This window comes from Flindersiella endophytica, from assembly GCF_054779015.1.
The window spans coordinates 446778-458866 of the sequence record NZ_BAAGYY010000009.1 but is presented as its reverse complement, the minus strand read 5'-3'; the positions used below and the strand labels follow the sequence as shown (position 1 = coordinate 458866).

Here is a 12089-nt window from a genome sequence, read left to right as displayed (position 1 = left end):
ACTCTCCCGTCTGGGTGGAACTGCTCAGCGGGCGTCTGGGCGAATGACTTTAGTCCGCAGCACCGACTCATTGAGTTTGAGCTGACGGTCGAGCTCCTGGACGGTGCCGGGCTCGCAGTTGACGTCGAGGACGACGTAGATGCCCTCGGCCTTGTGCTCGATGTCGTACGCCAGCCGGCGACGACCCCAGACGTCGAGCTTCTCTACGGAACCGCCGTTGGTGCGGACGGGACCGAGGTACTGCTCCAGGGACGGGGCGACGGTGCGTTCCTCGAGTTCGGCATCGAGGATCACCATGACCTCATAGCGACGCATGTGGAAAACTCCACCTCCTTCGGACTCAGCGGCCACGGTCTCTCCGTGGCAGGAGGGATTACGTCAAGGCCGGGCACGAATGCCCGGGCCAGCCGCCAAGACTACCAGCGGCGATGACGGCCGGCGCAACGTGCCGGTGCGGAAGCCTCGGCGAGGTCACCGAGGTCGTAAGTGGACCAGCCTGCCGGCTCGGGCACTGCGGCATGCAGGCCGAAGCCGGTGTCTGCGAGCGGCTCCAGCACGCCAAGGGCGGCGGTGATCTGACGCTCGTCCAAGAAGTCGATGATGCGGTGCAGCTGCTCTCGTGCGGTCACGACAGAAAGTATCTGACCATGTCCATGGCGTAAGCAAACCAAACACGCCAAGATCAAGTTTTTTCCGCAAACCGTGACAGTTCGTACATATCGCCCTGGGCAGCGGGCGCGGCACGGCTGTCGGCGGCTGGTCGTAGAGTCACGGCATGAGCATCCAGATCGGCGCTCACGTCGACCAAGAAGACCCGATCGCCGAGGCGCGCGCCCGCCAAGCCGACCTCGCGCAGTTCTTCCTCGGCGACCCGCAGGACTACAAGGGCCCGGTGCTCGCCTACGAAGGCGGCGCCGAGGCGCTCAAGGCCGCGGCGGCCGAGGCCGGCGTCGGCCTCTACGTGCACGCGCCCTACGTGCTCAACGTCGCGACCACCAACAACCGGATCCGGATCCCGGGCCGCAAGCTGCTGCAGCAGCACGTCAACGCCGCCGCCGAGCTCGGCGCCCGCGGCATCATCGTGCACGGCGGCCACGTGCTGGCCAAAGACGACCCGGCCGCGGGCTTCGACAACTGGCGCAAGGCCGTCGAGCGGCTCGACCAGCGCCTCCCGGTGCTGATCGAGAACACCGCCGGCGGCGACAAGGCGATGGCCCGTCATCTCGACGCGATCGCCCGGCTGTGGGACGCGATCCGCCAGGCCGAGGGCGGCGACCAGATCGGCTTCTGTCTCGACACCTGCCACGCCCACGCCGGCGGTGAGGAGCTGGCGACGGTCGTCGACCGGGTGAAGGCGATCACCGGCCGGATCGACCTGGTGCACTGCAACGACTCCAGGGATCCGTTCGACTCCGCCCGGGACCGGCACGCCAACCTCGGCCAGGGCGAGATCAAGCCTGACGACCTGCTCGGCGTGATCCGGGCGGCGGGCGCACCTGTGATCGTCGAGACCCCGGGCGGCGCCGAGGAGCAGGGCGCCGACATCGCATGGCTGCGATCCGGGCTGGGTGGCTGACCTTCGTTCGCCGCAAATTCGTTCGCCGCAAAACTGAGCGGCCCCGCGCAAGTGCCGGCCCATCCCTGGCTGGCACTGTCGCGGGGCACGCGAAGGCAGGTTTCGTAGCTCTTTTGCTTTCTTGCCTCGTCAAGTACTCATCGATACCGGCAACGGGTTCGACCCGACACCGGAGACCCGGCCGACCTGATCGAGGTCATTCGCAGGTGGGCGATCGCACGTACGACGTTGACCGCCGCGATGGAAGGCCGCTCACAGCGGCGCCGCACTCGTGGAGGGCTGCGCGCTCCGTGGCCGATGGTCCGGTTCGCCAGCCGGTCGACCGCCGCACGCACGCGCGACGGGATGAACAGCTCGTCCACGAGATCCAGCTCGTCCAGCCGGTCGTCGGCCGCGTACGCCACGAGCGTCTGCCCGGGTCGCGCCCTCCAGCCGACTGCGATCACCGGCCTGGTCCGCGCCCGTGCCGGCCGCTTCGCCGGCTCCCGGCGCAGCCACAGCCACAGGCCGGTTCCGATCGCCGCCAGCATGAGTACGAAGGCGCCGAACAGCACCGAGCCCAGCGGTGAACGGGCAGGCGTGCGCAGCGCGTTGACGTCGGAGCCGCACACGGCCGGCTCGGTGGTCCCATCGGGAGCGACGCAGCCGGTCGTCACCAGCCGGGGGTAGTTGTTGTGGGTACGCCCTACGCGAGCGGTCATCGCGACTGTGACCTCGGCACCCGCGGGCACATCGGTGAACCACGCGACCTCCGACCGCGAGACCGTGGCGGCGGGCGCGGCCGACAGCGGCTCGAGCGCCGCCGGCAGCCGTTGCGAGATCCGAACGTCGGAGGCAGGGGTCGTCCCGTTGTTACGGACGCGGATCCGGTACGTCAGCTCCCGTCCGCTGGCTGTCCCCGTGTGCTGGTCGTCGATGCTGACGGAGAGCTGGGCGGGCGCGGCCACGACGTCGGTCGTACCGGAGTCGCCGGGCTGAGTCAGGCCAAGAACGGCAGATCCCGCGAGCACCGCACCCCCGGCCGCGAGCGCGCCGCGGATCTGCCTCCGGTTCAGCACGGCCACTCCCCTCAGTTCCAGGGCCTCGCCTCGTGGGCCTTGCGCATTCGGCGATAGGTGCTATGTGCCCGATTTGTCAGATGTCTATCCACCTGATGTGGATCAACCGCCGGCCGAGGTACATAAGCCGTCCAAAAGGACCATGGGGCCAGAGAAATCTCCGGCCGGGGACCGGTAGCCTCGCGTCCGTGGCCCTTCGCGTCCGTACCATCTCCGCTGCGGAACATCTGGCGTTCGTTCGTGCCTGTCCATCCGTCAGCTTCCTGCAGACCCCGGCATGGGGCGAGGTCAAGCGCGAATGGCGAGCCGAGTCGATCGGCTGGTTCGACGGCGACGGCCCTGAAGCTGAACCAGTCGGCGCCGGCCTCGTGCTCTACCGGCGACTGCCACGGATGCGACGGTCTCTTGCTTACTTGCCTGAAGGACCGGCCATAAACTGGGCCGACCCGGATTTGGCTCGCTGGCTCACGCCGCTGACCGAGCACGTCACCGAGCAGGGTGCGTTCGGCATCCGGATGGGCCCGCCGGTGGCCACCAAGCGCTGGTCCGCCGCGACCGTCAAGTCCGCGCTGGCGGGCGGTGAGTGGAAGCGCCTCGGCGACGCACCGGCCGACGCCACCGAGAAGAACGGCGTCAGCGTCACCGACCAGCTGACCGCGCACGGCTGGCGGCCGCCGCAGGATCTCGGCGGCGGGTTCGCCGCCGGCCAGCCGAAGTACGTCTTCCAGATCCCGCTCGCCGACCGCACCGAGGACGATGTCTTCGCCGGCATGAACCAGCTCTGGCGGCGCAACATTCGCAAGGCCACCAAGGCCGGCGTCGAAGTGTCGATCGGAAGCGTCGAGGACCTACCGGAATTCCACACGCTCTACGTCGAGACCGCTCGGCGTGACCACTTCACGCCGAGACCTCTGACCTATTTCCAGACCATGTTCCGCGCGCTCGCGGCTGAGGAGCCCGACCGCATCCGCCTCTACCTGGCCCGGCACGAGGGCGAACTGGCGGCCGCGACCATCGGTGTCCGAGTCGGCACGCACGCGTGGTACTCCTATGGCGCGTCCTCGACGCACAAGCGAGACGTGCGCGGGTCCAACGCGCTCCAGTGGTTCATGATCAAGGACGCGATGGCGGCCGGCGCCCAGGTCTACGACCTACGCGGCATCACAGACACCCTCGACGAGTCCGATCCGCACGTCGGGCTTCTGCAGTTCAAGGTCGGCACGGGCGGCGAAGCGATCGAGTACGTCGGCGAGTGGGATCTTCCGATCTCTCGAATTCTGTATACGGCGTTCGACTTCTACATGCGACGCCGAGGAGGCTGAACCGGTGACCCTGACGCTACACGTCGACGCGGAACGTTGGCGTTCACAGCACAAACGCGTGATCGACGCCTACCCAGGTCTGGTTCCCGTGGCCAAGGGCAACGGCTACGGCTTCGGTGTGGAGCAGCTGGCGACCGAGGCCGCCGGCTTCGGCGCCGACCTGCTCGCGGTGGGCACCTACGACGAGCTCGCCCTCGCCAAGTCAGTCTTCCCGGGCGACCTGCTCGTGCTCACGCCGTACCGCCCGTTCATCCCGGCGCCGGTCGTCGAGCCGCGGATGATCCACACGGTCAGCCGGCTGGCCGACCTGCAGATCCTGGCCGACGGCCCGTCCGGGGCGGACGGCAAGCGGCCGCGCGTCGTGATCGAGCTGCTGAGCACGCTGCGCCGCTTCGGTGTGTCGGCCGACGACCTGCCGGCGATCGCCGACCTGCTGAGTGGAGTACGGCTCGAAGGCTGGGCGTTGCACCTGCCGCTGCCGGAGGCCGGCGCGCACAGTGGCGAGGTCGAGGCCTGGATCAGCAGGCTCGCAGACGCCGGTATCCCGGCGAAGACGCTGTTCGTCTCACACCTGTCGGCCGGCGAACAGGGCATCCTGGCCCGCGTCTATCCGGACCTGCGGATCCGCGCGCGGATCGGCACACAGCTGTGGCTCGCCGATCGCGAGGCCTACCACGCGAAGGCGCACGTGCTCGAGGTGCACAAGGTACGCCGAGGCGAGCGGTTCGGTTACCGGCAGCGCCGCGTACCCACCGACGGGCACCTCGTCGTCGTGACCGGCGGCACCGCACACGGCATAGCGCTGGAGGCCCCGAGCCACGTCGCCAACCTGCGTACACGCGCGAAGGTGCTGGCGACGAGCGGCCTGGAGGCCGCCGGCCTGGCGCTGTCGCCGTTCTACGTCGCCGGGCAGCGCCGCTGGTTCGCCGAGCCGCCGCACATGCAGGTGAGCGTGCTGTTCCTGCCGACGTCGATCCAGCCGCCGGACGTCGGTGACGAGCTCGACGTCAACGTGGGCATGACCATAACCCGCTTCGACCACACGGTGATCCACTAGACGATTGCGCGGAGGAAGGCCGGCCGACGCGGCCTTCCTCCAACCTCCAAGCCGGCGTCAGCCGCTCCAGCGGCCGGTGAAGAACGCCGCCGCCCAGACGCCGAACAGTGGTGCCGATATCGCCAGATAGCCCCACCACACCAGGCGATGTCGTAGCGCCAGTGCGCCGAAGAAGATCCACATCGGGAACCACAGCAGCGTCGCTCGCGGCACGGAGAAGAACCACGCCGAGGTCGAGAATGCGACCACCTGCAGGCCGATCCAGGTCGCCTCGCCCCAGCGGGCCAGCAGGCACAGCACCACCGTGATCACGACACCGATCAGCATCGCGACCAACTCGGCCCGGAACATCCAGTCGAAGTTGGCCTGGATCGCCGCCGTCGCGTTGGTGTACTTGATCTGCCCGGTCGCCGCCTGCCAGGTGCGGATCAGCGAGTCCCACGGCATCGTGAACTCGCGGTACCACCCCTTGGACTGCGCGTGGTACCAGCGCAGCGGATCACCGGTGTTGACCCAGAGATAGCTCGTGTACGCGAGCAGGGGTACGGCCGGCACGGCCAGCCAGGCGCCCTGCAGCCAGCTGGCCTCGGTGCCCCGCCGTCGCCTGGTGGTCAGGAACTCCACGGCCAGCGCGATTATCAGGAACAGGCCGGACACGCGTACGGTGCACGCGCCGGCGGCCAGCAGACCGGCCAGCCGCCAGTTGGTCTTTCGCGCCGCCAGCCAGGCCGGGATCGCGAAGCCGAGGAACAGCGACTCGGTGTAGGGAGCGGCAAGGAACACCGCGGGCGGCGCCAGCATCCATGCCATCGTGGCCCGCCGGCCGGCACCGTCGCCCCACTCGCGGTCGGCCAGCCGGCAGAGAGCGACGGCGGCGATGCCACCGGCGACGAACGACACCAGCAAACCGGTGAACGTCGTCGGCACGCCGATCGTGTGGAACAACCGCATGAGCAACGGCAGGCCCGGGAAGAACGCCTCCTCGGGCTCGGCGTGGCCGAAGTAGCCCTGCGTCGCGATCCGGTCGAAGTGGAGAACGTCCCACTGCCGCCACCGGTCGAGCCAGCTGGTCACGCCACCGTCGCCGGCGAACAGCCAAGGGGCGGTGACGCTGATCATCCACAGCGAGACGCGGGTGAGCAGCCAGATGCCGAGCACCTCGCGGTCGATCGCGCTCAGCTTCAGCAGGCCGAGGATGCCGCCCGGCTTGTCTTCCTCCTCGCCGCCGCCCGAGCGGCGCCCGCGCCGGGTCGTCTCCTGGGTGGCAGCTTCGTCGTGCGGATCGGTCAGCGCGGGCTCGGCCGCTGGACCGCCCGGGTGCGGAGCCTCGGTGGGAGCGAACGACGGGGCCCAGTCCTGCGGAGCGTCTGCCGGTTGTTCACCACGCCGGCGCCGGTTCTCCGGCTGGCGCAGCTCACCCGAGCGCGGACCACCCGGACCAGGGCCCGGACCGAGCACCGCCTGCGGGCCCGACTGCGGGCCATGCGGACCTGGTTGCGGGCCGGTCTGGGGACCGGTCTGCGGTCCGGTCGGCTGGTTGGGCTGAGGAGCTTCCGGCCATCCCGGTGCCCGTCGCTCGCGTGACTGCTCACCCGAAGGAGCGGATCCCCACGGCGGTGGTGCGGCTTCCGGCGGCGGCTGGCCCCAGCCGGGACGTTGCTGCTGCTCGCCGCTCTGCTCACCGCGTTCGGGCCGGCGCCGGCCACGGCCTCGCTCCTTGCGTGGTGGAGCCGGCGGCTGCGGCTGCGGGTCGGGGCTCCATCCCTGCGGAGGCGTCGACGGCGGCGGTTGCGGGGGTACGGGGAACTGGCCGCTGCGGCGACCGTAGGACTGCTCACCGGTGCGGCCACCGCCGCCCCAGGTCTGGCGTTCCTCCGCCCAGTCCTGTCCACCACCGGACTGCGGCGGCTGCTGACGGTTTCGGTCGGCCCGGCGGCCGTAGTTCTGCTGTTGCTGGGCACCCGTGCCGGGATCGGAGTATCCGCCCGGCCCGCCGACCGGCGCACCCGGCCGCGGACCGGGATAGCCGCCGACGTCGTCCTCCGAGGGCACGTCACGGCGACGCCGGGGCCCCGCCGCACGGCGGCCCTGCGGCGGCTGCTGCTCTTCGTTCCTGGCCGGCTTGCCGCCCCGGAAGTCCTGCAGCATCTGCCAGTATTCGGCGTCCTCGTCGCGGTCGCTCACGTCACGACTCCCTCATGCACGGTGCCCACCCCGCCACTCCCGCCTGCGCTGGACTGGCCATTCCCGCCACCTGGACGGGTGTCACTGCCGGGCCGGCGACGCTGCCAGCGATTGTCCGGCGCTCTATCGAACGGCCCACCGATCGGATCATCCACGGCACCCTTCGCACGGACGACATCGTCCGCCGGTACCAAGATGTCGCGGACCACCACGACACACAAGTAGACAGTCGCGAGCAACCGGATGACGACCGCGAGCCAGTAGACGCGGTCAGGCGTGCCGGCGACGGGCGGGAACAAGTGCTGGCCGAGGTGGAGCCAGATCGCCACCCAGTAGAACACTTCCGCCGCCTGCCAGATCAGCCAGTCCCGCCACCTCGGCCGGGCCAGGGCGGCCAACGGCAGCAGCCACAGGACGTACTGCGGTGAGTAGACCTTGTTCACCAGGAGGAACGCCGCGACTGTGAGGAACGCCAGCTGCCCGAGCCTGGGCCGGGTCGGCGCGAACAACGCGAGTGCGGCGATGACCGCACACGCCAGCGCGAAGCAGCCGAGCGAGACGGGGTTGACGTTCTCGATGGGGTGTCCGGCCAGTGCCAGGACGTACCAGAGCGAGCCGAAGTCGGCCGCCCGGCCTTCGTTGAACGACCAGAACATCTGCCAGCTCTGCGGCGCCAGCACCAGGATCGGCAGGTTCACGATCAGCCAGACCGCGGCCGCGGCGAACGCGGCCTGGAAGAACGCCGGCAGCCGCCGGGCCCGCCAGGCGAGCAACAACAGTGGTCCGAGCAGCAGCAACGGGTAGAACTTCGTCGCCACGCCCAGGCCGATCAGCACGCCGGCCAGCGCCGGCCGGTTACGCGACCACGCGAACAGCGCCGCCGTGGTCAGCGCCACCGCCACCAGGTCCCAGTTGATCGTTCCGGCCAGCGCCAGTGTCGGTGCGGCGGCCACGAACATCGCGTCGTACGGACGACTGGGAACCATCCGGCTCAGCAGCCAGATCGTGAGCAGCGCGAAGCCGAACAGGATGACGACGGTGAGGTCGAAGAACAGCACGCTGTCGTGGTCGGGATTGCCGTTGCCGATCCAGTGCGTCATGGTCGCGGCGACCTGCATGACCGCGCCGGTGAGCACGGGGTACTCCAGCGAGGGATAGTCGCCGCGGTCGACGTACGCCCTGTTACCGTCGGCGAACCCACGCTCGCGGTAGAGGTAGGCGACGTCGCTGTAGCAGAGCTTGGTGTAGGCCTCCTGCCGGTCGCCCGGCCAGCCGGCTTCGTGACAGGGGGCCTTCTGCACCATACCGACCGCGAAGGTCGCCGTGGTGACGAGGAACAGGACCACGACGGGGGTCCACCAGGAGGCGCCGAGCCGGGCGCAGGCGCCGATGGGACCACCGAGCCAGGTCGTCGCCGACCTGACCAACGGGTCTTCCCGTGACGGGCTCCTGCTCACCGCACCTCCGCGCGCGCCCACGCATCACCGCCGCGTGGGGTCCTGCACTGCCTGACCGACCTTCGGCCGAAAGCATCACCCCGAAGGGCTCGGGCCATGGTGCCCTACGAACCCTGGATTCGTCACCCCTTCGGCGCGCGGACCAGGGCCTCGCAGCCGAGCTCGGGGCCCGTACGGGCGTCGCCCGCACGGGTCCATCCCGCTCCTACTGCCACCAGGAGTCCCGCGTTGGTGTGGGCGTGCCGGTGACGCCCTGGTCGTTCTTGCCGGGTGGCCAGGTCGGCCACGGATCCTGGGTGGGGTCCGGGTCGTTGGTCTCGGTCGGCGTCGGATCGGGGTCCTGCGTCGGATCCCAGGTGGGGTCCGGCTCGGTGGTTTGGGTGGGCGTCGGGAAGTCCGGACCCGTGGGCGTGGGGCCGGGCGAGGTCGGATTCGGGTCGGGCGTCCAGGTGCGCTTCGGCTTCGGGTTGTAGGCCTTGCCGACCTTGGAAGGCTTCGGGAACGCCTCCTTCGGCTGGCCGTTGAGCGCGCCCTTCATGTACGCCGCCCAGATCTTGGCGGGGTAGCCACCACCGGTGAACGTCTCCATCTCACCGGCCCAGTCGAGCGACTCCTTGATACCGTCGCTGTTGGCATCCTTGTAGAACGCGACCGCCGTGGACAACTGCGGTGTGTAGCCGACGAACCAGGCCGTCTCGTCCTCGTGGGTACCAGTCTTGCCGGCTGCCGGCCGGCCGATCTTGCTGGCGTATTTCCTACCGGTGCCCTTCTTCACCACCTGCTCGAGAGCAGCGTTGACGTTGTTGGCGACGTCGGCGTCGAACGCCTTCTCCAGCTCGGGCTTGGGCCGGTCGTCCGTGGGATAGGAGATCGTGCCGTGCCGGTCGGAGACCTGGTCGACGACCCGCCACTTGGCCCGCTGACCGCCGGCCGCGAACGTGGCATAGGAGTTGGCCATGTCGACCGGCCGCACCGACGCGAACCCCAGCGAGACCTTCGGGATCGCCTCCAGGCCGGGCGAGTTCTTCGGCACGCCGGCGCGGATGGCTGCGTCCATCACCTTCTGGTCGCCGTCCACCTTGTCGTCGCCGAGCTTGGAGACGGTCAGGTCGACGAACGCGGTGTTGATCGACTTCTCGATCGCCGTCCGCAGGCTGACGTACTTGCCATAGTCGCGGTTGAACTCGTTGTTGACCTTGTCACCGGTCAGCTTGTACGGCGAGTTGCCGGCGAACCGGCTGTCGAGGCTGATCCCCTGCTCGAGCGCCGCGGCGAGCGCGAACGGCTTGAACGTCGAACCCGGCTGGATCTGCGACTGGGTGGCGTCGTTCCACTGCCGTTTGAGGTAGTCGGGGCCACCCCACATCGCCACGACCTCGCCGGTGGCGGGCCGCACCGAAGCGGCGCCCACGCGCACGCCGTCGGCCTTCTTGGCCGGGGAGTTCTCCTTGACGGCCTTCTCGAGCTCGCGCTGCGCCTTGATGTCGAAGGTCGTCGTGACCCGCAGGCCGCCGGTCTCGATCTCCTTCTCGTCGTAGCCCAGCTTCTCCAGCTCGCGCTTGGTCTGGTCGAGGAGGTAGCCGCGCGGGCCGCGGAACTTCTCGGAGTTGCCGCGTGGCTTGATCTTGGGCAGCTTCGCCGTCTCCGCGTATCCCGGCTCGAGCTTGCCCATCTCCTCCATGCCGCGCAGCGCGTAGCGGAACCGGCCGTCCAGCCGCTTCAGGTTGCCTTCCCGGTAGTCGGGGTCGTAGTTGCTCGGCGCCCGCAGCATCGCCGCCAGCACCGCGCCTTCTTCAGGGGTGAGATCCTTGGCGTCCTTGCCGAAGTAGGTCTGGGAAGCCGTCTGGATGCCGTAGGCGCCGCGACCGTAGTAGCTGGTGTTGAGGTAGCCCTCGAGGATCTGCTGCTTGGACAGCTGCTGCTGCACCTTCAGCGTGATGAAGAGCTCCCTGACCTTGCGCTCCCAGGTGCGCTCGGGCGAGAGGTAGAAGTTCTTGACGTACTGCTGGGTGATCGTCGACGCGCCCTGCTTGTGGCCGCCGGCGAAGTCGTTCCAGGCGGCGCGGACGATACCGGTCGGCGAGACACCGTTGTCGGTCCAGAACGTCTGGTTCTCGGCAGCGAGGACGGCGTTCTCCGCCGGGTCCGAGATCTTGTCCAGATCGACCGAGATGCGGTTCTGGGCGGCGAACGTGCCGAGCTGGGTCTTGCCGTCGGCGTAGTAGACGATCGTGGCGTTGGAGGTGACCAGGTCGTTCTGCTTGGGGATCGTCGTCATGGAGTAGCCGATGGCGAACGCCGCGGTGCCTCCGATGATGCCGATCAGGAACGTCAGCAGCAGGCCGATCAGGACGCGACGGAGCACGCGTCCCTTCTTCTTGGGCTTGCGGCGGCGCCGGTCGCCGGGCGGGCCGTAGGCGGCCGTGGCCTCCGGGTCGTTGGGGTCGTAGGTGTAGCGACCCTGCTCGTCGTCGTACTCGTCGTAGGCGGCGTAGCCGGCCTGGCCGTGCTCGTCGTAACGATCGTCGTACTGGTCCTGGTAGCCGCCTTGGTGGCGGTGGTCCTGGTAACGATCGTCGTAACGCTGGTCATAGCCGCGCTGGTCGTAACCACCCTGGTCGTGGCCGCCACGCTCGTAGCCACGGTTGTCGTAGCGCTCGTCGTCGTGGTAGGTGCCACCGGCGTGCCGGGCGGAGTGCGAGCCGGCGCCCTGGTAGTCCTGCTGCTGGTACGGCTCCCTGGGGTCGGCTCGTCGCGGCTCCGACCGACGGGACCGGTAGTACGACGGCCGTTCGTCGGGGTCGTACGGGTCGTACGGAGGAGTCGTCACGTCCCATCCTTGGTAGTCGGTGTGAACTTACGACGCAGCACGTTCCTAGCAGGTTGTCCTGAGACCTCAGACGTGGGTCCCGTTTCGTGCGAATTTCAGTACTTCGTCAGTACTCGTCCTCGACGGTGCGCTGTCGCCGGGGCGGACGTCGCGGCACACCGTCCCCCAGAACATACGACGTGGTGAGGTAGTTCCAGGAACAGCCCTGGCAGACCTCGACGACGTACACCCGGAACTCGCCGTGGTTCCTGGCCATCGGTTCCAGCTCAGCGGTCTGACGAATGCGTCCGGAGTATTGGCCCAGCTCGTCGCCGTAGACGTACGTGACGTGGGTCAGCTTCTCCTTGCGGCAGATCGGGCAGGGCCGTTCGGTCTGCTCGCCGTGGAACTTCGCCGCCCGCAGCAGGTAAGGGTCGGCGTCGCAGACGTCGTCCATCACCGTTGCGCCGCCAGTGAACAGCGACTGCAGCGTCGCACGACGCTGCAGGCTGTAGTCGACGACCGACCGCTGGGACCACATGCCAACGAGGGTACGGGGTTTGGCCAACCGCCGGGAGTCCGAGTCCGTGACGCTTCTGACGTTGACGGCCCACTCCCGCGAACGG

Annotated in this window: 10 protein-coding genes; 3 read left to right on the top strand and 7 right to left on the bottom strand. The window is 68.9% G+C overall.

The window, feature by feature from the left end; all coding sequences use genetic code 11:
• Positions 1 to 24: 24 nt before the first annotated feature.
• Together rpsF and ACYVF6_RS07490 are read right to left on the bottom strand one after the other, a co-directional pair.
• Positions 25 to 315 carry a 30S ribosomal protein S6 gene (rpsF, locus tag ACYVF6_RS07495; RefSeq protein ID WP_460517621.1) on the bottom strand — a complete coding sequence of 97 codons (291 nt, stop codon included), beginning with the start codon at positions 313 to 315 and terminating at the stop codon, positions 25 to 27.
• Between the two features lie 101 nt (positions 316 to 416).
• Positions 417 to 629, bottom strand: coding sequence for a hypothetical protein (locus ACYVF6_RS07490; protein WP_460517619.1), 213 nt, complete (start codon positions 627 to 629; stop codon positions 417 to 419).
• A gap of 146 nt (positions 630 to 775) precedes the next feature.
• Between ACYVF6_RS07490 and ACYVF6_RS07485 the strand changes: the two genes are divergently transcribed.
• Positions 776 to 1576, top strand: coding sequence for a deoxyribonuclease IV (locus ACYVF6_RS07485; RefSeq protein WP_460517616.1), 801 nt, complete (start codon positions 776 to 778; stop codon positions 1574 to 1576).
• Between the two features lie 137 nt (positions 1577 to 1713).
• Here the strand turns inward: ACYVF6_RS07485 and ACYVF6_RS07480 are convergent, their stop codons facing one another.
• Positions 1714 to 2634, bottom strand: coding sequence for a hypothetical protein (locus ACYVF6_RS07480; protein ID WP_460517613.1), 921 nt, complete (start codon positions 2632 to 2634; stop codon positions 1714 to 1716).
• Positions 2635 to 2822: 188 nt separating this feature from the next.
• Between ACYVF6_RS07480 and ACYVF6_RS07475 the strand changes: the two genes are divergently transcribed.
• On the top strand, positions 2823 to 3956 hold the full coding sequence (locus ACYVF6_RS07475; RefSeq protein WP_460517610.1) for a lipid II:glycine glycyltransferase FemX: 1134 nt from the start codon (positions 2823 to 2825) through the stop codon (positions 3954 to 3956).
• Positions 3957 to 3960: 4 nt separating this feature from the next.
• Positions 3961 to 5013, top strand: a complete 1053-nt coding sequence (locus tag ACYVF6_RS07470) for an alanine racemase (RefSeq protein ID WP_460517607.1) — start codon at positions 3961 to 3963, stop codon at positions 5011 to 5013.
• A 57-nt stretch (positions 5014 to 5070) separates the two neighbouring features.
• Here ACYVF6_RS07470 and ACYVF6_RS07465 read toward each other — a convergent pair whose 3' ends face one another.
• From ACYVF6_RS07465 to ACYVF6_RS07450, 4 genes are all read right to left on the bottom strand, one after another.
• On the bottom strand, positions 5071 to 7197 hold the full coding sequence (locus tag ACYVF6_RS07465; RefSeq protein ID WP_460517604.1) for a mannosyltransferase family protein: 2127 nt from the start codon (positions 7195 to 7197) through the stop codon (positions 5071 to 5073).
• Positions 7194 to 8654 (bottom strand): glycosyltransferase family 87 protein, encoded by a 1461-nt coding sequence (locus tag ACYVF6_RS07460; RefSeq protein WP_460517601.1) that lies wholly within the window; start codon positions 8652 to 8654, stop codon positions 7194 to 7196. Before ACYVF6_RS07460 ends, ACYVF6_RS07465 begins: the two co-directional genes overlap by 4 nt.
• A 205-nt stretch (positions 8655 to 8859) precedes the next feature.
• Complete coding sequence (locus ACYVF6_RS07455) at positions 8860 to 11484, bottom strand: transglycosylase domain-containing protein (RefSeq protein WP_460517598.1); 2625 nt, start codon at positions 11482 to 11484, stop codon at positions 8860 to 8862.
• 106 nt (positions 11485 to 11590) lie between these two features.
• Positions 11591 to 12004 carry a DUF5318 family protein gene (locus ACYVF6_RS07450; RefSeq protein WP_460517595.1) on the bottom strand — a complete coding sequence of 138 codons (414 nt, stop codon included), beginning with the start codon at positions 12002 to 12004 and terminating at the stop codon, positions 11591 to 11593.
• Positions 12005 to 12089: the final 85 nt, after the last annotated feature.

Coding starts and splice junctions, on each gene's coding strand:
- ACYVF6_RS07450 (WP_460517595.1), bottom strand. CDS start 12,004: ATGTGGTCCCAGCGGTCGGTCGTCGACTACAGCCTGCAGCGTCGTGCG.
- ACYVF6_RS07485 (WP_460517616.1), top strand. CDS start 776: ATGAGCATCCAGATCGGCGCTCACGTCGACCAAGAAGACCCGATCGCC.
- rpsF (WP_460517621.1), bottom strand. CDS start 315: ATGCGTCGCTATGAGGTCATGGTGATCCTCGATGCCGAACTCGAGGAA.